Raw genomic sequence first — 24,235 nt, 5'->3', positions numbered from 1 at the left:
AATACGCATGGATTTCAGAATCGGACAAGGCTACGACGTGCATCAGCTCGTCCCGGGGCGCCCCCTCATCATCGGCGGCGTGACGATTCCGTACGAGCGCGGCCTGCTCGGTCATTCGGACGCGGACGTGCTGCTGCACGCGATTACCGACGCGCTGTTCGGTGCGGCCGCGCTAGGCGACATCGGCCGTCATTTCTCCGACACCGACGCGGCGTTCAAGGGCGCGGACAGCCGCGTGCTGCTGCGCGAGTGCGTTGCCCGCGTGACGGCGGCCGGCTTCACGATCCAGAACGTCGACAGCACGGTGATCGCGCAGGCGCCGAAGCTCGCGCCGCACATCGACGGCATGCGCGCGAACATCGCGGCCGATCTCGGGCTGCCGCTCGAGCGCGTGAACGTGAAGGCGAAGACCAACGAGAAGCTCGGCTATCTCGGCCGCGGCGAGGGCATCGAGGCGCAGGCCGCCGCGTTGCTGGTGAAGCGGGGCGCGTGAGCGCCTGAAGCCGCTCCGGGCGGCGCGCCGTTGCGCCGCCGGAATGAAAAAATGCCACGCGCTTGCGTGGCATTTTCGTTTTGCGGTGCGAGGCGGTGCGCGCGTGATCGCCGCACCGCGGTGCCGCTTATTCGCCTTCGGCGGCGATCACTTGCGCAGCGGCGTTGATCACCGACGCGATGCGGCCGACATCGCGCAGCTGCGTCGTCGTCATGCCCTGCTCGTTCTTCAGCAGCGCATAGTGCGACTTCACGCAGAAGTGGCACTTGCCGACGATCGATGCGGCGAGCGCATACATCTCGAACCGGCGCTTGTCGACGCCGCCGTGGGACGCATACGCGCCCATCCGCAGCTCGGCACGCTGGGTCTTCAGGTCGGCGTCGTCGGCCATCTCGACATACGGATACCAGGTGTTGTTCATCCCCATCAGCGCGGCTGCCGTCAACGCGGCGTTCGTCTCTTCGGGCGACAGCACGCCGGCTTCGCGGATCGTCTTCACGAGCACGGTGCTCTTCGCCGCGACTGCCGCCGCCAGCGCGACGCCGACTGCATCGTTGCCTTCGAGCGACGAGCGCGAGATCGTGCCGTCGAGGTTCAGGCGAATGTCCTTCGCGTAGTCGGGGATGCGTGCCTTAATCGAGTCGATGAATTCCATTGATATCTCCTATGGGTTGGCCGTTAAAAAAGCCCGCAGGCAGGACGTGCGCCGCGGGCTTCGTGCATCGATGCGCTTACAGCGTTGCGCCGCCGACTGCGCGGTTGCACGGGCACAGTTCGTCCGTTTGCAGGCCGTCCAGAATGCGCAGGACTTCTTCCGGGCTACGGCCGACGTTCAGGTTGTTCACCGAAACGTGCTGGATCGTGTTGTCCGGATCGACGATGAACGTTGCGCGCAGGGCCACGCCGGCTTCCTTGTCGCGCACGCCGAGCTGGTCGATCAGCTCGCCCTTGACGTCGCCGAACGAGTAGTGGTTCAGCTTGTCGAGATCCTTGTGCTCACGGCGCCATGCGAGCTTCACGAATTCGTTGTCCGAGCTGCCGCCGAGCAGGACGGCGTCGCGCTCTTCGAATTGCTTCGCCAGCTTCGCGAACTCGACGATTTCCGTCGGGCACACGAACGTGAAATCCTTCGGATAGAAGTAGATGATCTTCCACTTGCCCGGGAACGACGCTTCGGTGACGGTCTCGAACGCCGACTGGCCGTTTTCCTCGTGATTGTTGAAGCCCGGCTTCGCGGCTACGACGGTGAATGCTTCGAGTTTATCGCCCACGGTTTTCATGCGGATACTCCTGTGTGAGTTGGGAAGAAGACTGAGTCAAGCTACCTCGGTGCTGCAACGTTGATGTGACAGCATGGGCTCGACTATAACACTATTAACAAGGCGCTTCAATAGTTTCTAACTAATGATTCCCATAGTTTTTTTCAACCGCGCCGATAGTGTGACGCGCAAGAAGCGTGCGCGAACGCGTCACGCCGTCGCACGCGCCTTGCCGGCGCCGGGGAATTCGAGCGTGACTTCGAGGCCCGCTTCGGGGCTGCGGTTGCGCAGGCGCAGCGCGCCGCGATAGCGGCCGACGAGGCGCAGCACGATCGCCATGCCGAGCCCGGTGCCGTCCGCTTTGGTGCGCGCCGTGTCGACGCGGTAGAACGGGCGCATCACGAGCGGCAGCTGATCCTCGGGGATGCCGGGGCCCTCGTCGCTCACCGACAATTCGACGCGCGCGTGCGTCACGCGCGTCTCGAGCGTGATGCGCGACACGCCGTCGTCGCGGCTCTGGCCGTACTTGCGCGCGTTCTCGACGAGATTGCCGATCACGCGGCGCATGTCGGTTTCGTCTGCTTCGATCACGGCGCTCGGCGCAAGCCGCGTGCGGATCTGCACACCGTCCTCGCCGGCCACGCGCGCGGCGACTTCGTGCGCGATCGACGACAGGTCGACCGGCTCCGGCTTGCGCTGGCTCGGACGCGCGTAATCGATGAAGGCCGCGATGATGCGATCCATCTGCTCGATGTCGTCGACCATCGCGTCCTTGGTTGCCTGATCGGACGGGCTCATCTCGGTTTCGAGCCGCAGCCGCGCGAGCGGCGTGCGCAGGTCGTGCGAGATGCCGGCGAGCATCAGCGCGCGATCGGCCTCGAGCTGCTCGAGGTCGCGCACCATCTGGTTGAAGCTGCGATTGGTTTCGGCCGCGACGCCCATCCCGCGCTCGGGCAGCGGGTCGGGCGCCTGGCCGGAACCGACCTGGCGCGCGGCGAGCGCGAGCCGCGAGAACGGCCGGTTCACGAGGCTCGTGATGAACGCGGAGCCGAATAGCGACAGCGCGAGCGCGAACAGGCCCCAGCCGGCCCATTGCAGGCCGGTGACGCTGTCGAGCTGGTCGCGATCGAGCGCGACCCAGTAGTCGTCGTCGTCGATCTTGAAACTGATCCACACGCCCGGGATGTCGTTGACCGACTGCGCGATCACGGTATCGTCGCCGAGGCGGCTGCGAATGTCGTGTTCGATCAGGCGGTTCAGCGATTCGTCGGGCTGCAGCTTGAACTTGTCGGTCTTTTCGCGCGGGTACACGCGCACGCCCTCGTTGCTTTCGAGATCCTGCAGCAGCGCACGCCGCAAGTCGGGATCGGAATAGAGCAGGGCGGTGCGCGTGAGCTTCACGATCGCGACGAGCTGGAGCGCGACGCGCTGCGCGCGCGGCTCGCGCTCGATCACGCGAAAGCTCTGGAACCACGCGGCGAGACTGACCGAGATCAGCAGCGCGATCAGCAGGAAGGTGCGCCAGAACAGCCCGCCGAACGCGAGCTGCAGGAGGCGCCGGTCGATACGCATGGGACGGGCCGTGGGCGGACGAAACCGCAAGGGAAAAAGATCAGGCAGCGCCGTCCGGGATGAACACGTAGCCGAGGCCCCAGACGGTCTGGATGAAACGCGGGCTGCCCGGATCCGGCTCGATCAGCTTGCGCAGGCGTGAAATCTGCACGTCGAGGCTGCGGTCGAACACTTCGTATTCACGGCCGCGCGCGAGCTCCATCAGCTTTTCGCGCGACAGCGGCTGGCGCGGATGGCGCGCGAACACCTTCAGCACCGAGAATTCGCCGGTCGTCAGCGGAATTTCCTGGCCCGACTTCGTCAGCGTGCGCGTCGCGAGGTTCAGCGAGAACTCGCCGAACTCGAACACCTCGGTGGTTTCCGACGGCGCGCCCGGCAGTTCGGCCGGTGCCTGGCGGCGCAGCACCGCGTGAATGCGCGCGACGAGCTCGCGCGGATTGAACGGTTTCGGCAGGTAGTCGTCGGCGCCCATCTCGAGGCCGACGATGCGATCGACGTCCTCGCCCTTCGCGGTGAGCATGATGATCGGCGTGCGGTCGTTGCTGCCGCGCAGGCGGCGGCAGATCGACAGGCCGTCCTCGCCCGGCAGCATCAGGTCGAGCACGAGCAGGTCGAAGCGCTCGCGCACCCAGAGCTTGTTCATCGCGGTCGCGTTTTCGGCGACGTATACGTTGAAACCCTGCTCGCCGAGATAGCGGCGCAGCAGATCGCGCAGGCGCGGGTCGTCGTCGACGACGAGAATCTTGGAGGGGTTTTTCGTTTCCATGAGCGGCATCTTATCGCGAATGGGAAATCACGCACGCTCGCGAATTTTCGCGCGTTACAGTCCGTTACAAAATTTACCCGTAGTGTCGCGCGGAGTAAAGGCAGGCTATAGAGATTCCTTTACTCGAAGCCGAAATTCGGTAGATACTCCCCTGCACTCCATCTTTCATCTTTGTACGCCCGAATTCCGCAGGGTTTTTCAAGTACCAGAGGTAACCGGTTGCCGCGTGACGAAGGGAACAAATCGACCAAAGAAGCGAGGACGGTCATGCGATCTGCCCGGATTGCACTGATGCTGACGATCGCACTTGCCGGTCCATATGCGTCGAACTTCGCGTATGCGCAGCGCCCCGAGCCGGGCGCCTCGTCGCGCAAGATGCAGCGCGGCAAGGCGCCGCAGTCCGATCGCGCCGCCGACACGGCGGCCCGTTCCGCCGTGCCTCCCGATCTCGAGCAGCGCCGCCGCGACGGGCACATGACGCCCGAGGAGCGCCACCTGTTGCGCCAGCACATCGAGGACGCCGTCCGCGAGCTGTACAAGCGCTGACCCGCACGCGCGTTCGCGCGGCATGGAAAGATTCCGTAGCAATTTTTCCGTCAACTTTCGGATGCCTGCTGCCGTTGTACCGGCATCCGCACCGCCGGTGCGTTCCGGGAGTCCACGACGATGAAAGCGAACGCTGCCGCTCCGGCATCGCCCGCGATGCAGGCGCCGCTCGACGCCGACGATGCGCTGTTCTTCCTGAGCCGCACCGGCTTTTCTCCCGCACCGGCCGAAGTCGCCCGCATCGTCGGGATGACGCGCGCACAGGTCGTGGCCGATACGCTGGGCAACGTGCGCCGCGACCCCGTGACGAGCTGGCCCGACTGGCTGGCCGAATCGCCGCCGACCCGTGCACAGCGACAGGCGCTCACGCCCGACATGCGGCGCGACGAGCAGCGCGAACGCGATCGCCGCTACGATGCGTTGCGCGCGGCGTGGGTCAACGAGATGGTCATGACGCCGTCGCCGCTCACCGAGCGCATGACGCTGTTCTGGCACGGGCACTTCACCTCCGGGCAGGACAAGGTTCCGTATCCGCAGACGATGGCCGCGCAGAATGCGCTGTTGCGCCGCGAGGCGCTCGGCAACTTCGGCACACTGCTGCATGCGGTCGCGAAGGATCCGGCGATGCTTCAGTATCTCGACGGCGCGAGCAACCGCAAGGGGCGCCCGAACGAGAACTTCGCGCGCGAGGTGATGGAGCTGTTCACGCTCGGCGAAGGGCACTACACGCAGCGCGACGTGACCGAGGCCGCACGCGCGATGACGGGCTGGAGCGTCGATCCCGATACGTTGCGATTCGTGGTGCGGCCCGAATGGCACGACGCGGGCGACAAGACGATACTCGGCGAGACCGGCGCGTTCGATGGCGACGGCTTTCTCGACATTCTGTTGAAGCGGCCCGATACCGCACGCTTCATCGCCGGCAAATTGTGGCGCGAGTTCGTGTCCGATACGCCGGACGCCGGCGCGCTCGATATCGTCGCCGAACGGTTTCGCGCGAGCGGCTACGACATTCGTGCGGCGCTCGCCGCGCTCTGGTCGACCGACGCATTCTGGGATCCGCGCAATCGCGGCGTGCTCGTGAAATCGCCGGTCGAGTTCGTCGTCGGGTCGGTGCGGCTGTTCGACGTCGCGTACGGCGATCCGCAGATGCTCGCGAACACCGTGCGCACGCTCGGGCAGAACCTGTTCTATCCGCCGAACGTGAAGGGCTGGCCGGGCGGCGCGATGTGGATCAACAGCACCACGCTTCTTGCGCGCAAGCAGTTCGTCGAGCAGTTGTTTCGCGCGACCGAGACCGCCGGCATGCGGGCGCCCGCGCATGCGATCGCGCAGCCGGTGCCGAATGCACGCGCGCAAGCGATGCCGGTCGCTGCTCCCGCGTCGGTTGCCGGCGTGCGCGGTGCGCCGGCGCGGCCCGCGCGCGGCGGCCTGCGGTTCGACCTCGAACGCTGGCTTGCGCAGTATCGTGCGCGGCCGCAGGCGATCGCCGGATTGTCGACCGAGCTTCAACTGCAGCATGCGGTGCTGCCGGTGTCGCCGGTCGCGGCGATCGATACGGACTCGACCGGCAGCGCGTATCTCGAGGCGCTGCTGATGGATCCGGCCTATCAACTGAAATGAACGAAACGACGATGAACAGGCGCGCTGTCGCGGTGGCCATGCCGCGCGGCGAACCGAAGGATGCACGATGAACCGACGTGATTTTCTGACGCTGACGGGCGCCGCGGCCGCGGCGGGCGTGTCGTTGTGGCAGCCGCCCGCGCAGGCGGCGACATCGATGGCCGCGGCGGGGCGGCAGCCGACGGCCGGCTACGCGAACGTGCTGATCCTCGTCGAGCTGAAGGGCGGCAACGACGGCCTGAACACGGTCGTGCCGTATGCGGATCCGCTCTACTACCAGTTCCGCCGCAGCATCGGCATCAAGCGCGACCAGGTGCTGCAGCTCGATGCGCAGACGGGGCTGCACCCGTCGCTTGCGCCGTTGATGCCGCTGTGGCGTGACGGCCAGGTCGCGATCGTGCAGGGCGTCGGCTATCCGCAGCCGAACCTGTCGCATTTCCGATCGATCGAGATCTGGGATACCGCATCGCGCTCCGACCAGTACCTGCACGAAGGCTGGCTCACGCGCACCTTCGCGCAGGCGCCGGTGCCGCCCGGCTTCGCGGCGGATGGCGTCGTGCTCGGCAGCGCCGAGATGGGGCCGCTCGCGAACGGCGCGCGCGCGATCGCGCTCGTCAATCCGGCGCAATTCATTCGCGCGGCGCGGCTGGCCGAACCCTCGTCGCTGCGCGAACGGAATCCGGCGCTCGCGCACATCATCGACGTCGAGAACGACATCGTGAAGGCGGCCGACCGGCTTCGCCCACGCGGCGGGATGCGCGAGTTCAGGACGGCCTTTCCGTCCGGTACGTTCGGGACGTCGGTGAAGACCGCGATGCAGGTGCTCGCGGCATGCGAGGCCTCGGGGCCCGGCGCGCAGGACGGCGTCGCGGTGTTGCGGCTCACGCTCAACGGCTTCGATACGCACCAGAACCAGCCGGGGCAGCAGGCTGCGCTGCTCAGGCAGTTCGCGGAAGGGATGAGCGCGATGCGTGGCGCGCTGATCGAGCTCGGGCGCTGGAACCAGACGCTCGTGATGACGTATGCGGAATTCGGGCGGCGCGTGCGCGAGAACCAGAGCAACGGCACCGATCACGGTACCGCCGCGCCGCATTTCGTGGTGGGCGGCCGCGTGGCCGGCGGGCTGTACGGCGCGGCGCCGGCACTCGGACGTCTGGACGGCAACGGCAACCTGCCGGTCGCGGTCGATTTCCGTCAACTGTATGCGACGGTGCTCGGCCCGTGGTGGGGGCTCGATGCGACGCATGTACTGCAGCAGCGCTTCGACACGCTGCCGCTGCTGAAGGCGTGAGGCGTGAGGTCGTGACGGCGTCGGTCAGCGGCGGCGCGCGGCGCGCCACGCGATCCACAGCTTGCGGATCGGCGTCAGCGCGATGCGCTGATGCAGCACCTGATAGCCGTCGCGCTCGATTTCATCGAGCAGCGCGCCGGCCAGTGCGATCTGCGCACGCAGCGTGCGTTGTGCGCGGCGTTCGGATGCCGGGATCGCCGCGTCGGCGGCGGTGAGCGCTTCGCGTGCGCGGCCCGTCTGAAACTGCAGCAGCTCGGTGAAGGCCGGACTGTAGCGGCGGTTCAGCAGATCGGCGGCGGTCACGTTGTAGCGTTGCAGTTCGTCGATCGGCAGATAGATGCGGCCATGGCGCGCATCGTTGCCGAGTTCCTGCACGAATTGCGCGAGCATCAGCGCGCGGCCGGCATCCGCGGCCCACGGTTGCGGGTCGGCCGGATTCGCGGCGCTCGCGCGTGCGACCAGCGCCGCGAAGGTGCCGCCGACTTGCGCGATGTAGCGCTGCAGGTTCGCGAAATCCAGGTAACGCGCCTGTTCGAGATCCATCCCGTAACCGTTGACGAGCGTGCGCAGCGCCTCGGATTCGGCGCCGATCGCCGGGTGATGCTGCGCGAGCGCCTTCGTGACCGGGTGCGACGGTTCGCCGGCGGCGAGCGCCGCGAGTTCCTTGTGCCACCACGCGAGCTTCGTGTGTCCGACGGTCGGATCGCTGGTTTCCTTGACGGTTTCCTCGAGTTCGCGGCGCAGCGCGAACAACGCCGTCAGGCGCGGTGCGGCGGCGAGCGGTGCCTGGCGCAGCGCGTAATAGACGCTGGAGCCCGCGGGGGCGGCCTTTTGCTGACAGTAATCGTCGAAGTTCACGGGTGGGATCGTGGCGGAGGCGGGTTTGGGGACGCGCGCCGGCGCGCGGCCGGCACGTCGAGCGCGGCATTCTAGCACCGCTCTCCGACGGGTGTCGGTGGGGCGAGACAATGCTGCACAGATCGGGTAGAATCTCGCGCTCGCCTGATCGGGCGTGCCGGTTTTCTGGCCGGCATGAAGGCCCGGGCGCGTGGAGAACGCATCTTGCGTGCCGCGCAGTCAGGCGACAGACATGCGCGTGAGTGGCGAAATTGGTAGACGCACCAGGTTTAGGTCCTGACGCCCGCAAGGGTGTGCCGGTTCGAGTCCGGCCTCACGCACCACGAAGTCGAACGTGCCGCGCCAAGGCCGTTCCAGAAAAAGCGCTGCCGGTCGGTCGACCGCAGCGCTTTTTTGTTGCAGCCCGGTTTTCGCCCGTCCATACAACAGGCTCGTTAAGCACAAGCGGAAGGCAGAATCGCGTTCGGCGTGCCAATCCTCATTACAATGCCCGCACGCAGCGCATCTTGCCGAGGACCGCACATGAAGAACATCGCACATGCATCGATTGCCGTGCTGACATTCGCACTGGCCGCACCCGCATTTGCCACGACGGCCGCCGACAACATCGCGCGGAGCGCCAGGCCCGCGCAGCCGGATGTGTCGTCGCCGGAGTGCTCGGCCTACTCGGGCCGGCTGATCGCCAGCGGCGTGCCGCTGTCGGGCGAAACCGTCCTGAAATCGGTCGGCACCGCACTTCTCGGCTCCGCGCTGGGTTTCGCCGGTGGATATCAGGGTTCGGTTCCCAACCCGTGCAGGCATGCCGGCCTGTGAGCGGCCGTGAGCCGATTACCAATATCGCTACGCGTTGAACAAAAAGGCGCCGCACGTCTTCCGACCGCGGCGCTTCGTCGTTTCGAGCGAGCCTAATCCCAGAAACTCCGCACCGCGACCGCGACGATCACCGGCACCGAAAACACGAGCGGAATCGCGAAATACTGCGCTTCGCGATCGACGATCCAGCTATAGATCAACCACGCCGCGCCGATCGCGAACGTGATCAGGCCGACCAGCACGGCGGCGATATTCAGTGCGAGCCTGGAGGGCTGGCGACGCGCCTTGTCTTTGTCGTTGGTGTCGCGGTCGCGCGGAGACGATTTCATCGAACGGGGGCCGGGCAGGTGTAAAGGCACAGGAAACCTCATCCGCACCGATCGCGCAAGGGTCGGCCCCGTATCGTCGGTGAGCGCGCGTTACAAGCCGAACGACACAGCCAGTTCGTCGAGCAGCTCGCGCTGGAATCTCACGAACCGCTCGCCCGGCTGCTGCGCGATCGCGAGATCGAGCATCGGATCCGCGACATCGGTGCGGATGCCGGCCAGCTCCTCGACGATTGCGAGTCCGCAGAACGGCACGTACGCTTCCGAATAGCCGCCCTCATGGACGATCACGAGCCGTCCGCCGCAGTGGCGCTGCGCCGCCTCCTTCATCGCACGCGTCATGTACCGGTAACTGTCCGTATGCAGCTGCATGCGTGCGAGCGGATCGACCGCGCTCGCGTCGAGGCCGCTCGCGACGACAATCAGTTCCGGCCGGAACCGCTCCAGCGCCGGCAGCACGATCCGCTCGAACGCATGGTGATACGCATCGTCGCCGCTGCCCGCGAGCAACGGCACGTTCAGGTTCGCGCCGACGCCCGCGCCTTCGCCGCGATCGTCCGCGCCGCTGTAGCCGGGCGGAAAGCAGCGATCCTGATGCAGCGAGATCGTCAGCGTGTCCGGATCGTCGTAGTAGATCGCCTGCGTGCCGTTGCCGTGATGCACGTCCCAGTCGATCACGGCGACACGGTCGATGCCATGCTTCGCGCGGGCGGCCTCGATCGCGATCGGGATGTTCGCGAGCAGGCAGAAACCCATCGGGCGATCGCGCAGGCAGTGATGGCCGGGCGGCCGCGACAGCGAGAACGCGTTGGCCGCGCGTTCCGTCACGACGGTGTCGACCGCCGCGATCGCGAGACCCGCCGACAGTGCGGCAATCTCGTAGCTTCCGTTGCCGAACGGCGCGAGATCGCCGAGGTCGCCGCCGTTCGCGTTGCTGAGCGCGCTGAATGCATCGAGATAGCTCGCCGGATGGATACGCAGCAGAGCGTCGGTGGTGGCCGGCGCGGCGCCGCGCATGTCGAGATGGTGGGCCAGGCCCGACGCCTGAACGAGCGACAGGAAGCGGCGCTTCGAATCGGGCGATTCGGCGTAGCCGGCGCTCGACGGCGGCTGGACCCAGCCGCCGACGGGGAAGAACAGCGCATGCGTGCCGCCGGTGTGCCAGAAGGTGCGTTCGTCGGTGAAGAAGGCGGTGCGATTCATGGATAGGCTGACCTGTCACGGGTGGGAAGAAACGGAAGTCGTGGAATTGCGCGTGCGCCGATCGATGTGGCGCAGCGCGGCGAACGACGCGATCGCGACGGCCGCCGCCGCCCCGAACAGCACGTGCATCGTGCCGCCGGCATCGAGCAACAGTCCGGCGAGGAGCGGGCCGGCCGCAAGGCCCGCGCCGATCACGAAATTGAGCGTCGCCACCAGGCGGCCGGACGTATCGATCTGCGCGACGGTCGCGAGAATGAACGGCAATACGAACGTCCACGCGAACTTGAACGCGAAGATCGCGGCGCTGTAGCCGCTCGCATGCGGCAGCGCGGCGAGTGCGACGAGCGACGCCGCGAGCAGCGCGTAACCGGCGGCCAGCATCGCGTGCCGGGCAAGCCGGCCGCCCGCGCACGATGCGAGCGCCGCGCCGGCGATCCCCATCACGCTCGCGATCGCGAGCACGTTGCCCGTCGACTGCGGATCGAGTCCGGCCTCCGCCGCCGCGCGGCTCGCGAACGTCCACACGCTGCCGATCGCGAGATAGAAGGTCAGCACCGCGCCGATCGCGAGCGCGACGAAGCGCCGGGACGCACGGGTCGCGGCGCCGTGAGCGGCCCGTGCGGACGCGTTCCGCGTGCCGAGCGTCGCGGGAAAGCCGCGCGACAGCGGCGCGGCGAGCAGCGCGAGCACGGCCAGTGCGACATACAGCGCGCGCAGCCCGAACGCGGCGAACACGTGCGGCAGCACGAACAGCCCGATCGCGCCGGCAATCAACTGGCCGACGACCCACAGCCCGTACACGCGATCGCTGTTCTCGCTCGTCGCCGCGCTTGTCATGCAAAGCACCATCAGCGAGCCGCCGCCGAGCGCGGTGACGGCGCGCAGCGCGAGGAGCGCGACGAAGCCGGGCATCCACAACGCGGTCACGAGATTGCCCGCGCCGAACAGCGCGATCGCGCACGCAGCGACGCGGCGCGCATCGATACGGCCGAGCCACAGGTACGACGGCACGGTCGCGAGGCTGAACGCGCCGAGTTCGACGAAGAAGTAGGTGCCGATCTGCGAAGCGGACAGCCCGAGCTGCATCGCGAGTTGACCGGCGACGGCCGGCGCGACGAGCAGCAGCAACGGCGTAATGGCGGCGAACACGACGAGTGCGACGAGCGTCGAGCGCGCGAAACTCGACGCGCTGCCGTCGGACGGCAGCGCGGCGTTGGAGCTAAGGGTCTTCATGGCGGGTTCTCGCTGAAGGGAATCAGAACAGGTGATACATGCCGACCATCGCGCCGAACTGCGATGCGCCGGCAAGCGGTGTCGGGTCGTATTCGTAGACGGTTTGCGAACTCTGGCCGCTGTTGCGCGCATAACCGAGGTTCACGTACGCGACGGTGCGTTTCGACAGCGCGTAAGTGGTGCTCGCGATGAACAGCGTCGGGTGACCGATCGCGGGCGTGTGCGAATCGGTGTGGTAGACGCCTGCGTTCAGTCCGATTCCGCCCGGTGTCAGGTATCGCGCGCCTCCCCAGACGATCGTGCGCGCCGCATCGAGGTCGCCGGTCAGGCGCTCGATGCCCGCGTAGAGGGTGAGCGGCAGCGTCGCGAACGCGTAACGCGCGGCGAGCGTACCGAGTTCGCGGCGGCGCGAGGACGTGTCGTCGGCGGCCGCCGCATCGCCGTGCGCCTGGTGCAGCACCGCGCTGACCGACAGCCCGTTGCTCGTGTACTGGCCGCCGAGTTCGAGCACGCGCCCGACGCGCGCATTGCCCGCGACGCCGGCGGTCGCGGCGAGGGCCTCGACATCGAAGCCGGCCAGCGTCGGAGACTGGTACTTGATCGAGTGGTCGATGAAGTTCGCGGTCATCGGTACGAGCACGCCCTGGCCGCTGTACGACGCGTACCAGAGCGGGTCGTAAAACAGCGTCTTGTCGAACAGCACGCTGAACTGCCGGCCGAGTGTCACGGTGCCGACGGGCCCCGCGACGCCGACGTATGCGCCGCGGAAGAATGCGTAGCCCGGCGCGGTCGCGGTGCCGTCGTTGACGTTGAGGCCCTGTTCGAGCTTGAACAGCGCTCGCCAGCCGCCACCGAGATCCTCGTGGCCCTTGATCGCGACCTGCGAAGGCAGGATCCCGTAGTTCTGCAACTGCACGGCCGAGTGGCGCCCGTCGGCGTGCGTCAGGTACTGCACGCCGACGTCGAGCGCGCCGTAGAGCGTAAGGGCCGACTGCGCGTGCGCGGTGGCGCTGCACGCGGCAAGCGTCGCGGCGGCAGTGGCCATGCGGATGAAGCGGGGTGTCGTCACGTGGGGTTCTCCATACCGTCGTCCATCGTTTGTCGTTGGTGTTGTCGCGACGCAGTGTCGGCAGCAGGAAAACCGCTGAACAGTCGTGCAGATGAACGGTATGGAAAACCCGCGATGCCCGACGTGGACATGCCGCGACGCCGCGACGCGGCGTGCTGCGCGGCAGCAACGGGCGGCGCACCGTTCAAATGGATGGGATTGCCGCGTGTTCCGGCGACGCGGCCCGCCAAAAAAGGCGGCCGCTATAATCGGCCGGTCTGCGTTGCGCGCATCAGCGGCCCGATCGGGCAGGGGAGTGGAAGTTGAGGACCACGACGGATATCGGACAGGATCCCGATGCGCTGCGCGACGTGCCGGCCGCGATCGTGCTCGACGAGTCCGCATGGCCGGCGGTTCCGCCGCGCCGTGCCGACTTCGACGGCGTGACGCGCGGCGACGCGGCGCGACGCGAACTCGGCCTGATGCTGCTCGACCTGTACGCAGTGGCGGCGCGCTCGGGTATCGGCGAATTCGAGTGCCGCTTCTTTTCGCTGCTGCAGGGGCTCATCCCGTTCGATGCCGCGTGGACGGGCGTCGCGACGCACGTGCCGACCGGTCCCGTGATGCACAACAGTTTCCTGTACCGTCTTCCGCACGCGTTCTTCAGCGACTGGAAACGCGTGCGCGACTGCGATCCGCTCGCGCAGCGCACGCTGCTCGGCGCGCACGGTCGCGCGGTGCGCTTGTCGGTCGTCGAGCCCGGGGTCGACGCGCGGTTTCGCGACTGGTGCGTGAAATACGGGCTCGCGCAACTGATGTGCGTGTGTACGCTCGATCGCCGCTTCGGGCTGACGACGTTCATGTCGATCTACCGCCAGGGCCTGAATCGTCCGTTCAGCGATGACGACGCGAGTCGCTTCGAAGAAGTGATTCCGCATCTCGCGGCCGCGCTGACGATCAACCGCGCGGCACAGCTCACGCGCGAGCGTGCCGATGCGGTGGCGCCGACGGCCCGCGCGCTGTGCGACAACTTCGGCGTGCTGCACCACGCCGATCACGGCTTCGACGACGTGCTGCGAACCGAATGGCCGGCATGGACGGGGCCGCGCGTGCCCGAGCCGCTGGTCGCGCATGTGCGGCGCCACACGGGCCAGCCATACGTCGGCGACGCGCTGCGTATCCAGTGCGTGCCCGTCGCGGGCCTGTTCCAGATCGAGGCGCGGCCGCGCTCGCTGCTCGACCGGCTGAGTCCGCGCGAGCTGGCGGCGATCCGCTATTACGGTGGCGGCCGCTCGCACAAGGAGGTTGCACAGCAGATGGCGATTTCGCCGACGACCGTGCGTCACTATCTGCGCTGCGCATACCGCAAGCTCGGCATGCACGACAAGAGCCAGATCGCCGGCGTGCTCGGCGCGACGCGCGGCCCGGCCGACGACGACCCCGCGGCGGCGGGCGTTGCGCCGCGCTGAATGCTGGTGCGAACCACGGCCTGCAGCGGCTTGAGCAGATAGTTGTATCCGCAACGATTGAGCGTTATGCTCGTCGTCTTCCGTCAGACGGATTTCCATCATGAACGACACGAATTCAGGAACGGCGCGTGCGGCGGTGGTCGGGGTCGGCGCGATCGGCGGGTTGCTTGCTGCCGCGCTGTCGCGGGCCGGCATGACGGTGAGTGCATTCGCGCGCGGCGCGACGCTCGATGCGCTGAACGCGCACGGCGTGCGCGTGATCGACGAGGCGGGCACCGTGTCGTCGGTCCCGGTGCGCGCAAGCGACGACGCAGCCGCGCTCGGCGTGCAGGATTACGTGGTGATCGCGCTGAAGGCGCAGGCGTTGCCGGCGCTGGCTGAGCGCATCGCGCCGCTGATCGGTCCCGGCACGGTAATCGTCGCCGCGATGAACGGGTTGCCGTGGTGGTTCACGCACGGGCTCGCGGGCCCGCTCTGCGGCGTGCCGCTCGATGCGGTCGATCCGGCCGGGGCGGTGTCGGCGGCGCTGCCGCCCGCGCAGGCGATCGGCTGCGTGGTGCATCTGTCGTCGAGCACCGATGCGCCGGGTATCGTGCGCCGCGGCCGCGGCAACCGCCTGATCGTCGGCTCGCCCGATTCGCGGCTCGACGCGGCGACCGCGCGATTCGCGGCGGCACTCGCCGCGGGCGGCTTCGACGTCGAGTCGACGCCTGCGATCCGCACCGAGATCTGGGCAAAGCTGTGGGGCAACATGAACATGAATCCGTTGAGTGCGCTGACGGGTTCGGCCGCCGACCAACTGCTCGACGATCCGTTCACGCAGGGCCTCGCGTTGCGGATGATGGAGGAGGCGGCCGCGATCGGCGCGAAGCTCGGTCTCGATACGGGGATGAGCGGGCCGGAGCGGATTGCCGTGACGCGCAGGCTCGGCGCGTTCAAGACGTCGATGCTGCAGGATCTCGAAGCTGGGCGAGCCCTGGAAATCGGACCGATCCTCGGCGTGTTCCCGGAACTGGGGCGCAAGCTCGACGTGCCGACCCCGTATTGCGACGCGGTGCTCGGGTTGTTGCGTCAGCGCGCGGCGAACAGCGGGCTATAGCGGCGCGCGCGTCGCGGCGCTGGCCGGTACGCGCGCAAGGGCGAAGAAGTGACGGGAAGTGGCCCGGGCGCCCGGCTGGGAAGCCGCGCGCGCTGCAGTTTCGCCAGCGTGATGCGGGCGCCTGCAGGCGTCATCTCGTCTGAAGAAAGCGGGGGCGCGGCTCGCGCCTGAAGCGTGCGAAGTCGTCGCGACGTGCCCGACTCATGCCGCATCGTCGCGGCACCGCGCGCACTCGCCGCGCGCGGCTCATTCGTCGCGTTCGACCGCGTTCGCGACGACCTTGTCGAGCAGTCGCTCGAACGTCTGGCGCTCGCTGTCGGACAGGCACGCGAGCAGGCCGTCATTCCACTTGCGCACGATCGGCATGATCTTGCGATGCAGCGCGCGGCCGTCGCCGGTCAGCGCGATCAGCACGACCCGGCCGTCTTCCTCGCTCGCGCTGCGCTCGAGCAGCCCCTGGCGCAGCAGCGCTTCCGCCGCGCGGCTCGCCTGGCTCTTGTCGAGGTTGGTATGACGCGCGAGATCCATGATCGAAAACGGACCGAAGGCACCGACGGCGGCGATCACGCGCGCCTCGGGCAGCGAGATGTCCAGCTTGTGCCGGTACACCTCGGCGATCCCGCGATCGGATCGCTTCGTGAGCGCATGGAGGCGATAGGTCAGAAACTGATCGAGCCCGGCTTGGCGGCCTTTCATGTCGAATCCTGAAGAAAAAGGGCGGGCCCGATTGTTCCTGTATCGCGCGCTCGGGTCAACGGTCAGTGTGCGCCGTACTTCAGCCGTGTCAACTGTTCGGCTTCGTTCGCGAGCAGGTTCGCCGCATCGCGAATCGCGACGTCGAGCGTGATCGGGCCGGGGGCGGGTGAAAAGCAGCCGGAAAAGTGTTCGGACAGGCGCGGCAGCGCGGCCGGGTCGACCGCGCCGGACAGCAGCGACGCGGGCACGCCCGCGGCCTGCGCATGACGGCACGCGATGAACGGCGCCTTGCCATGCAGCGTCTGCACGTCGGAGCGACCTTCGCCGGTGATCAGCCAGTCGGCACCTGCGAGTGCGGCATCGAGCCCGATCTGCCGCGCGACGACTTCCGCGCCGGCTTCGAACTGCGCGCCGAGCATGTGCAGCGCGAATCCGAGGCCGCCCGCGGCGCCGGCGCCGGCCAGCTCGCGCCCATACCGGTCGAGCGTGGCCTCGAGCAGGTCGGCGAAACGGCCGAGCGCGGCATCGAGGGTCGCAACCTGCACGGGCGTCACGCCCTTTTGCGGGCCGAATACCGCGGTCGCGCCGTGCGCGCCCGTCAGCGGGTTGTCGACGTCGGACATGCCGATGAATTCCGCTTCCTTCAGACGCGGATCGAGGCCCGACGCGTCGATCCGCGCGATATCGGCGAGCCGCGCCGGGACGGGTTCGACCGGCTGGCCGGCCGCGTCGAAGCATTGCAGGCCGAGGCCGGCGAGCAATCCTGCGCCGGCGTCGTTGGTGCTGCTGCCGCCGAGCGCGACGAAGAAGCGGCGCACGCCCTCGTCGAGCAGCGTACGGATCGCCTCGCCCATGCCGCGCGTGCTGCGCGCATCGACCGGCACGCTCATGCCGACCGGGTCGGTAATGCCGACGATCTCGGCGGTTTCGATGATCGCGGTGCGCGCATCGATCACGCCGACCGCCGCATCGCGTGCGGCGAGCGACGCGCCTGCCACCCGCAGCGTGCGCCGCGTGCCGCCGCCCGCCAGCATCGCGTCGAGCGTGCCTTCGCCGCCGTCGGCCATCGGGCAGCAGCGCACGACCGCGTCGGGACGGGCGCGGCGGATGCCGGTGGCGATCGCGTCCGCGACCTGCTCGGCGGAAAGCGAGCCTTTGAACGAATCGGGCGCGATGACGACGACAGGCGCGGACGGGTATTGCGGCATGGTGTCTCCGGAAGGCGTGATTGGTATGAAAAATGGTGGCCGAGACCGCGGCGCACCCTCAATCGGAGCTTACAGGATGGCGGCCCCGCAGAGGATATGCCGTCCGGCATAGCGGCGATCCGCGTGCATTGCCGTGCCCGGGCGCGGGCGGCACGGCCGGCGCGCATCGTTGTCGCGCCGATCTGGCGGTGCGGGGAAAATAGTTTGCTAGAATAGTCGATTCTTCCGGCCAAAGCCGTGCTCCGAGCCGCTTGCGCTAGCCATCCGGCGCGTGCAGGGATGGCGTGGCGCTCCGGCGCGGCGTGTGAGTGCGACGCACCGCGCGCTGCAGGCAGGCACGGCAAGGAAAACCCGATTCGCTCGAATAATTTTAGGACGATTGAAGCCATGGCTAACGTTGTTGAGAACCTCGGCAAGCTTGAACGCCGCGTGACGATTTCCCTGCCGAAGGACACCGTGCAGAAGGAAATCGACGCCCGTATCCAGAAACTCGCGAAGAACGTTCGCATGCCGGGTTTCCGCCCGGGCAAGGTGCCGCTCAAGATGGTCGCCCAGCAGTACGCGGGTCAGGTCGAGGCGGAAGTGCTGAGCGACAAGATCGGCCAGGAGTTCTTCACGATCAGCCGCGCGGAAAACCTGCGCGTCGCCGGCCAGCCGAGCTTCGAGCCGAAGCAGGAGCAGGCCGAGGACGCCTATGCGTTCGACGCGACGTTCGAGGTCTACCCGGAAGTGAAGATCGGCGATCTGTCGACGGCTGAAGTCGAGCGTTCGACGACGTCGATCGGCGACGCCGAAATCGACCGCACGCTGGACATCCTGCGCAAGCAGCGCGTGCACTACCACGCGCGCGGCGAAGCCGGCGAGCACGGCGACGGCGGCGCGGACACCGCAGCGAAGAACGGCGATCGCGTGACGGTCGATTTCGTCGGCAAGATCGACGACGTCGCGTTCCAGGGCGGCACGGCCGAAGACTTCCCGTTCGTGCTCGGCGAAGGCCGCATGCTGCCGGAATTCGAAACGGCCGCGCTGGGCCTGAAGGTCGGCGAACAGCGTACGTTCGACCTGAAGTTCCCGGACGACTACCACGGCAAGGACGTGGCGGGCAAGACGGCGCAATTCACGGTCACGATGAAGAAGATCGAGTGGCCGCACATGCCGGAAATCGACGCCGAATTCGCGAAGTCGCTCGGCATCGAAGACGGCGACCTGACGAAGATGCGCGCCGAAATCAAGGAAAACCTTGAGCGCGAAGCGAAGCGTCGCACGCAAGCCATCGTCAAGAACCAGGTGATGGACGCACTGCTGAAGATTTCCGAACTCGACGTGCCGAAGGCGCTGATCGAGCAGGATCAGCAACGCCTCGTCGAAATGGCTCGCCAGGATCTGGCGCAGCGCGGCGTGCCGAACGCGAAGGACGCACCGATCCCGGCCGAGATGTTCGCCGAGCAGGCAGAGCGTCGCGTGAAGCTGGGCCTCGTGCTGGCCGAGCTCGTGAAGGCGAACGGCCTGGAAGCGAAGCCGGAGCAGATCCGCGCGGAAGTCGACGAGTTCGCGAAGAGCTACGAAGACCCGAAGGAAGTGGTCCGCTGGTATTATTCGAACCAGCAGCGCCTCGCCGAGATGGAAGCGTTCGTCGTTGAAAGCAACGTCGTCGACTTCGTGCTGGGCAAGGCAAAGGTGACGGACAAGGAAGTGAGCTTCGAGGCACTCGCGAGCGCATCGGCGCAAGCGTAAGTGTCGCTCTAGCGGCGTGCCGGCTGTCGGAGCGACGGCCCGCACGCCGTTTTTACGTCAAGCGCACGGTTGCCATTAATATGGCGATTGAGCGGGCGGCTTCCCTCCGTTCAATTTTCCATTCGAACAAGGTTCATTGAATGATCACTCGCGCTGAATTGCTGGACATGCTTGCTTCGAACGCGCCGCAGGGTTTCGAGGCGCAAGCGCTGGGGCTGGTGCCGATCGTCGTCGAAACGAGCGGCCGCGGCGAGCGTTCGTACGATATCTATTCGCGTCTCCTGAAGGAGCGCCTGGTGTTCATGGTCGGCGAAGTGAACGACCAGACCGCCAACCTCGTGGTCGCGCAATTGCTGTTCCTCGAGAGCGAGAATCCCGACAAGGACATCAGCCTCTACATCAACAGCCCGGGCGGCTCGGTGTCGGCCGGCATGGCGATCTACGACACGATGCAGTTCATCAAGCCGGACGTGTCGACGCTCTGCATGGGCCTCGCGGCCAGCATGGGCGCGTTCCTGCTCGCGTCGGGCGCGAAGGGCAAGCGTTTCGCGCTGCCGAACTCGCGCGTGATGATTCACCAGCCGCTCGGCGGCGCGCGCGGCCAGGCGTCCGACATCGAGATCCAGGCACGCGAAATCCTTTACCTGAAGGAACGGTTGAACAACCTGCTCGCGCAGCATACGGGCCAGGACGTCGAACGCATCGCGCGCGACACCGACCGTGATAACTTCATGTCGAGCGAGGACGCGAAGGCGTACGGGCTGATCGACCAGGTGTTGCTGAAGCGCCCGTGAGCTTAAGTGGGGTGCCGCCCCGATTCGGGCGGCGCTCTTGCAATGTCCCGAGTGCCCTGAGCATCTGCGGCAAGCGCATCCAGCCGACTCCGGTCGCGCCCTAGGCGCGGCGTTCGGAGCATTCGGCGTATCATGTCATTTACCTGTCCGGAGGCTCTACATTCATGGCGGACAAAAAAGGTTCGAACAGCGAGAAGCTGTTGTATTGCTCGTTTTGCGGGAAGAGCCAGCATGAGGTGAAGAAACTCATCGCGGGCCCGTCGGTGTTCATCTGCGATGAGTGCATCGACCTCTGCAACGAGATCATTCGCGACGAGGCGGCTGCCGCCGGCGTCGAGGCCAGCCTGTCCCGGTCGGATTTGCCGAGCCCGCAGGAAATTCGCGACATCCTCGATCAGTACGTGATCGGCCAGGAGCGCGCGAAGAAGATCCTCGCGGTGGCCGTGTACAACCATTACAAGCGTCTGAAGCATCTCGACAAGAAGGACGACGTCGAGCTGTCGAAGAGCAACATCCTGCTGATCGGCCCGACGGGTTCCGGCAAGACGCTGCTCGCGCAGACGCTCGCGCGGTTGCTCAACGTGCCGTTCGTGATCGCCGACGCGACGACGCTGACCGAAGCCGGCTACGTCGGCGAGGACGTCGAGAACATCATCCAGAAGCTGTTGCAGAACTGCAACTACGAGGTCGACAAGGCCCAGCGCGGGATCGTCTACATCGACGAGATCGACAAGATCAGCCGCAAGTCGGACAACCCGTCGATCACGCGCGACGTGTCGGGCGAAGGCGTCCAGCAGGCACTGCTGAAGCTCGTCGAGGGCACGATGGCGTCGGTGCCGCCGCAGGGCGGCCGCAAGCACCCGAACCAGGATTTCATCCAGGTCGACACGACCAACATCCTGTTCATCTGCGGCGGCGCATTCGACGGCCTCGAGAAGGTGATCACCGATCGTACCGAGAAAACCGGCATCGGCTTCGGCGCGACGGTCAAGAGCAAGCAGGAACGCGACGCGGGCGAAGTGCTGCGCGAAACGGAACCGGAAGACCTGATCAAATTCGGTCTGATCCCCGAATTGATCGGCCGTCTGCCGGTGGTCGCGACGCTCGGCAAGCTCGACGAAGCCGCGCTGATGAAGATCCTCGTCGAGCCGAAGAACGCGCTCGTCAAGCAGTATCACAAGCTGTTCGCGATGGAGCGCGTCGAGCTGGAAATCCGGCCGGGCGCGCTGCAGGCAGTCGCCCGCAAGGCGATCCGCCGCAAGACCGGCGCGCGCGGGTTGCGTTCGATCATCGAACAGGCATTGCTCGACGTGATGTACGAGCTGCCCACGATGAAAGGGGTCAGCAAGGTCATCATCGACGAGAACGTCATCGATGGCGACGGCAAGCCCTTGCTGATCTATGAGGACACGCCGAAGGTGGCGGGTTCGAACTGACCGGCTTGCCGACGATGTTCAGCGAAAAAGGCCGTTCATGAGTCCGTGGGCGGCTTTTTTTCGTTTATCTTGTGGGTAACTCTGACTCGATACGCGGTGGTTACTTTCTTACCGAATATTTCCCGCACTTGAAGGCTTGCAATTCGTTGTGGCGGCCTCAATTACCGAACAATTGATTCCACTCATGGGGAAATGAAATGTCAGGCACCCAACTTCTCCCGCCGGAACGCATCACGCTCCCGCTGCTGCCGCTGCGGGATGTCGTCGTTTTCCCGCACATGGTCATTCCGCTCTTCGTCGGCCGGCCGAAATCGATCAAGGCCCTCGAAGCAGCGATGGAAGGCGGCAAGCACATCATGCTCGTCGCCCAGAAAACCGCGGCCAAGGACGAACCGACCGAAAAGGACATGTACGAGGTCGGTTGTATTGCCAACATCCTGCAGATGCTGAAGCTGCCGGACGGCACCGTTAAGGTGCTCGTCGAGGGCCTCCAGCGTGCGAAGGCGTTGTCGATCGAAGAGCAGGAGACGCAGTTCTCCTGCGAAGTGATGCCGCTCGAGCCCGATCACGCCGACAGCGCGGAAACGGAAGCGCTGCGCCGCGCGATCGTGTCGCAGTTCGACCAGTACGTGAAGCTGAACAAGAAGATCCCGCCGGAGATTCTCACGTCGCTGTCGGGCATCGATGAAGCAGGCCGCCTCGCGGACATGATCGCCGAGCGCCTGCCGCTGAAGCTCGACCAGAAGCAGCACATCCTCGAGATGTTCCCGGTCATCGAGCGTCTCGAGCACCTGCTCGCGCAGCTCGAAGCCGAGATCGACATCCTGCAGGTCGAAAAGCGCATCCGCGGGCGCGTGAAGCGCCAGATGGAAAAGAGCCAGCGCGAGTACTACCTGAACGAACAGGTCAAGGCGATCCAGAAGGAACTGGGCGAAGGCGAAGAAGGCGCGGATCTCGAGGAACTCGAGAAGCGCATCAACGCCGCGCGCATGCCGAAGGAAGCGAAGAAGAAGGCCGATGCCGAGCTGAAGAAGCTGAAGCTGATGTCGCCGATGTCGGCGGAAGCGACCGTCGTGCGCAACTACATCGACACGTTGATCGGCCTGCCGTGGCGCAAGAAGAGCAAGGTCAACAACGACTTGTCGAACGCCGAGCAGGTGCTCGACGAGGATCACTTCGGCCTCGAGAAGGTCAAGGAACGCATCCTCGAGTACCTCGCGGTGCAGCAGCGCGTGGACAAGGTGAAGGCGCCGATCCTGTGCCTCGTCGGGCCTCCGGGCGTCGGCAAGACCTCGCTCGGCCAGTCGATCGCTCGCGCGACGAACCGCAAGTTCGTTCGCATGGCGCTCGGCGGCGTGCGTGACGAAGCCGAGATCCGCGGTCACCGTCGCACGTACATCGGCTCGATGCCGGGCAAGATCCTGCAAAGCCTCGCGAAGGTCGGCGTGCGCAATCCGCTCTTCCTGCTCGACGAAGTCGACAAGATGGGCATGGATTTCCGCGGCGATCCGTCGTCGGCGTTGCTCGAAGTGCTCGATCCGGAACAGAACCACACGTTCGCCGACCACTACATCGAAGTCGACTTCGACCTGTCGGACGTGATGTTCGTCGCGACGTCGAACTCGCTGAACATCCCGCCGCCGCTGCTCGACCGGATGGAAGTGATTCGTCTGTCGGGTTACACGGAAGACGAGAAGGTCAGCATCGCGCAGCGCTACCTGCTGCCGAAGCAGAAGAAGAACAACGGTCTGAAGGACGGCGAGATCGAGGTCACCGAGCAGGCGATCCGCGACATCATCCGCTACTACACGCGCGAAGCCGGTGTGCGTTCGCTCGAGCGGGAAGTGTCGAAGATCTGCCGCAAGGTCGTGAAGATGCTGCTGCTGAAGAAGGCATCGGGCGCGATCAAGGTCGACGGCGAGAACCTCGATACGTTCCTCGGCGTGCGCAAGTACGACTTCGGCCTCGCGGCGAAGGAGAACCAGGTCGGTCAGGTGACGGGCCTCGCGTGGACGGAAGTCGGCGGCGATCTGCTGACGATCGAAGCTGCGGTGATGCCGGGCAAGGGCAACGTGATCCGCACCGGTTCGCTCGGCGACGTGATGAAGGAGTCGGTCGAGGCTGCGCGTTCGGTCGTGCGCTCGCGTTCGCGGCGTCTGGGTATCAAGGACGAGGCGTTCGAGAAGCAGGACATCCACATCCACGTGCCGGAAGGAGCGACGCCGAAGGACGGCCCGTCCGCGGGCGGTGCGATGACGACCGCGCTGGTGTCGGTGCTGACGGGGATCCCCGTGCGTGCCGATGTCGCGATGACGGGCGAGATCACGCTGCGTGGCGAAGTGCTGCCGATCGGCGGGCTGAAGGAAAAGCTGCTGGCTGCGCATCGCGGCGGCATCAAGCTCGTGCTGATCCCGGAAGAGAACGTGAAGGATCTCGCGGACATTCCGGACAACGTGAAGAACGCGATCGAGATCGTGCCGGTCCGCTGGATCGACAAGGTGCTCGAGCTCGCGCTCGAACGTACGCCGACCCCGCTGCCGCCGGAAGAAGAGGCGAAGGCTGCGGCACCGGTCGGCGAGGCGGCGAAGGATGCCGGCTCGACGGAAGTCGTCAAGCACTGAAGGCCCGAACACCGTCGCTGACGGTTGTTCACGAAACCCGCGGCGTGTCCGCGGGTTTTTTTATGTGCGTCGGCTTTATACGTTGAGCGGCCGTTGAAATTTTTTTGCGTGCGGGCTTGGCAAAATGATCGGGGATGAATTAAACTT

General features: G+C 66.3%; 22 protein-coding genes and 1 tRNA gene. 12 read left to right on the top strand and 11 right to left on the bottom strand.

The window, feature by feature from the left end:
- The first annotated feature begins 7 nt into the window (after window positions 1–7).
- A complete protein-coding gene (gene ispF, locus WS51_RS20130) occupies window positions 8–493 on the top strand; it encodes a 2-C-methyl-D-erythritol 2,4-cyclodiphosphate synthase (RefSeq protein ID WP_059547340.1) in 486 nt (161 codons plus the stop codon).
- A 127-nt stretch (window positions 494–620) separates the two neighbouring features.
- Here the strand turns inward: ispF and WS51_RS20125 are convergent, their stop codons facing one another.
- From WS51_RS20125 to ompR, 4 genes are all read right to left on the bottom strand, one after another.
- Window positions 621–1,148, bottom strand: a complete 528-nt coding sequence (locus WS51_RS20125) for a carboxymuconolactone decarboxylase family protein (protein WP_059503217.1) — start codon at window positions 1,146–1,148, stop codon at window positions 621–623.
- Between the two features lie 76 nt (window positions 1,149–1,224).
- Window positions 1,225–1,773, bottom strand: coding sequence for a peroxiredoxin (locus WS51_RS20120; RefSeq protein ID WP_009691824.1), 549 nt, complete (start codon window positions 1,771–1,773; stop codon window positions 1,225–1,227).
- 189 nt (window positions 1,774–1,962) lie between these two features.
- Window positions 1,963–3,324 (bottom strand): ATP-binding protein, encoded by a 1,362-nt coding sequence (locus tag WS51_RS20115; protein WP_059449970.1) that lies wholly within the window; start codon window positions 3,322–3,324, stop codon window positions 1,963–1,965.
- Window positions 3,325–3,364: 40 nt separating this feature from the next.
- Window positions 3,365–4,099 carry an osmolarity response regulator transcription factor OmpR gene (ompR, locus tag WS51_RS20110; protein WP_004192636.1) on the bottom strand — a complete coding sequence of 245 codons (735 nt, stop codon included), beginning with the start codon at window positions 4,097–4,099 and terminating at the stop codon, window positions 3,365–3,367.
- Window positions 4,100–4,357: 258 nt separating this feature from the next.
- On the opposite strand from ompR, the gene WS51_RS20105 reads away from it, so the two are divergent.
- The 3 genes from WS51_RS20105 to WS51_RS20095 all read left to right on the top strand — a co-directional run bounded on the left by WS51_RS20105 (window position 4,358) and on the right by WS51_RS20095 (window position 7,550).
- Window positions 4,358–4,636 carry a hypothetical protein gene (locus tag WS51_RS20105; protein WP_059449969.1) on the top strand — a complete coding sequence of 93 codons (279 nt, stop codon included), beginning with the start codon at window positions 4,358–4,360 and terminating at the stop codon, window positions 4,634–4,636.
- A gap of 120 nt (window positions 4,637–4,756) precedes the next feature.
- Window positions 4,757–6,259, top strand: coding sequence for a DUF1800 domain-containing protein (locus WS51_RS20100; RefSeq protein ID WP_059770210.1), 1,503 nt, complete (start codon window positions 4,757–4,759; stop codon window positions 6,257–6,259).
- Window positions 6,260–6,326: 67 nt separating this feature from the next.
- Complete coding sequence (locus WS51_RS20095; RefSeq protein WP_069229694.1) at window positions 6,327–7,550, top strand: DUF1501 domain-containing protein; 1,224 nt, start codon at window positions 6,327–6,329, stop codon at window positions 7,548–7,550.
- Between the two features lie 24 nt (window positions 7,551–7,574).
- Here the strand turns inward: WS51_RS20095 and hpnD are convergent, their stop codons facing one another.
- Complete coding sequence (hpnD, locus tag WS51_RS20090) at window positions 7,575–8,408, bottom strand: presqualene diphosphate synthase HpnD (protein ID WP_059846018.1); 834 nt, start codon at window positions 8,406–8,408, stop codon at window positions 7,575–7,577.
- Window positions 8,409–8,644: 236 nt separating this feature from the next.
- Here hpnD and WS51_RS20085 point away from each other — a divergent pair.
- Both WS51_RS20085 and WS51_RS20080 read left to right on the top strand, forming a co-directional pair.
- Window positions 8,645–8,731, top strand: a tRNA-Leu gene (locus tag WS51_RS20085).
- Between the two features lie 199 nt (window positions 8,732–8,930).
- The gene (locus WS51_RS20080) at window positions 8,931–9,221 is read left to right on the top strand and encodes a hypothetical protein (RefSeq protein WP_059503210.1); all 291 of its coding nucleotides are present in this window, start codon (window positions 8,931–8,933) and stop codon (window positions 9,219–9,221) included.
- A 92-nt stretch (window positions 9,222–9,313) separates the two neighbouring features.
- Here WS51_RS20080 and WS51_RS20075 read toward each other — a convergent pair whose 3' ends face one another.
- The 4 genes from WS51_RS20075 to WS51_RS20060 all read right to left on the bottom strand — a co-directional run bounded on the left by WS51_RS20075 (window position 9,314) and on the right by WS51_RS20060 (window position 13,052).
- A complete protein-coding gene (locus WS51_RS20075) occupies window positions 9,314–9,550 on the bottom strand; it encodes a hypothetical protein (RefSeq protein WP_059449964.1) in 237 nt (78 codons plus the stop codon).
- A 90-nt stretch (window positions 9,551–9,640) separates the two neighbouring features.
- The gene (locus WS51_RS20070; protein ID WP_069229693.1) at window positions 9,641–10,750 is read right to left on the bottom strand and encodes a class II histone deacetylase; all 1,110 of its coding nucleotides are present in this window, start codon (window positions 10,748–10,750) and stop codon (window positions 9,641–9,643) included.
- 15 nt (window positions 10,751–10,765) lie between these two features.
- On the bottom strand, window positions 10,766–11,983 hold the full coding sequence (locus WS51_RS20065) for an MFS transporter (RefSeq protein ID WP_059846012.1): 1,218 nt from the start codon (window positions 11,981–11,983) through the stop codon (window positions 10,766–10,768).
- Between the two features lie 22 nt (window positions 11,984–12,005).
- Window positions 12,006–13,052: a porin gene (locus WS51_RS20060; protein ID WP_069229692.1), complete on the bottom strand. Its 1,047-nt coding sequence runs from the start codon at window positions 13,050–13,052 to the stop codon at window positions 12,006–12,008.
- A 302-nt stretch (window positions 13,053–13,354) separates the two neighbouring features.
- Between WS51_RS20060 and WS51_RS20055 the strand changes: the two genes are divergently transcribed.
- Complete coding sequence (locus tag WS51_RS20055; RefSeq protein WP_069229691.1) at window positions 13,355–14,500, top strand: helix-turn-helix transcriptional regulator; 1,146 nt, start codon at window positions 13,355–13,357, stop codon at window positions 14,498–14,500.
- 100 nt (window positions 14,501–14,600) lie between these two features.
- Window positions 14,601–15,599, top strand: coding sequence for a 2-dehydropantoate 2-reductase (locus WS51_RS20050; protein ID WP_069229690.1), 999 nt, complete (start codon window positions 14,601–14,603; stop codon window positions 15,597–15,599).
- Between the two features lie 246 nt (window positions 15,600–15,845).
- Here WS51_RS20050 and WS51_RS20045 read toward each other — a convergent pair whose 3' ends face one another.
- Window positions 15,846–16,295: a MarR family winged helix-turn-helix transcriptional regulator gene (locus tag WS51_RS20045; RefSeq protein WP_059449958.1), complete on the bottom strand. Its 450-nt coding sequence runs from the start codon at window positions 16,293–16,295 to the stop codon at window positions 15,846–15,848.
- 62 nt (window positions 16,296–16,357) lie between these two features.
- Window positions 16,358–17,503, bottom strand: a complete 1,146-nt coding sequence (locus tag WS51_RS20040; RefSeq protein ID WP_069229689.1) for a glycerate kinase — start codon at window positions 17,501–17,503, stop codon at window positions 16,358–16,360.
- A 387-nt stretch (window positions 17,504–17,890) separates the two neighbouring features.
- Here WS51_RS20040 and tig point away from each other — a divergent pair, with 387 nt between their 5' ends.
- The 4 genes from tig (at window position 17,891) to lon (ending at window position 24,088) form a co-directional block, all read left to right on the top strand.
- Window positions 17,891–19,237, top strand: coding sequence for a trigger factor (tig, locus tag WS51_RS20035; protein ID WP_059449956.1), 1,347 nt, complete (start codon window positions 17,891–17,893; stop codon window positions 19,235–19,237).
- A 140-nt stretch (window positions 19,238–19,377) separates the two neighbouring features.
- A complete protein-coding gene (clpP, locus tag WS51_RS20030) occupies window positions 19,378–20,031 on the top strand; it encodes an ATP-dependent Clp endopeptidase proteolytic subunit ClpP (RefSeq protein WP_006496351.1) in 654 nt (217 codons plus the stop codon).
- A 164-nt stretch (window positions 20,032–20,195) separates the two neighbouring features.
- Window positions 20,196–21,467, top strand: a complete 1,272-nt coding sequence (gene clpX, locus WS51_RS20025) for an ATP-dependent Clp protease ATP-binding subunit ClpX (RefSeq protein WP_006489345.1) — start codon at window positions 20,196–20,198, stop codon at window positions 21,465–21,467.
- Between the two features lie 197 nt (window positions 21,468–21,664).
- Complete coding sequence (lon, locus tag WS51_RS20020) at window positions 21,665–24,088, top strand: endopeptidase La (protein WP_044843675.1); 2,424 nt, start codon at window positions 21,665–21,667, stop codon at window positions 24,086–24,088.
- Window positions 24,089–24,235 lie beyond the last annotated feature (147 nt).

It is taken from the genome of Burkholderia territorii, assembly GCF_001718335.1.
Taxonomy (GTDB): domain Bacteria; phylum Pseudomonadota; class Gammaproteobacteria; order Burkholderiales; family Burkholderiaceae; genus Burkholderia; species Burkholderia territorii.
Note: the sequence above shows the minus strand (reverse complement) of the source record. Positions and strands in the feature narration are given on the sequence as shown.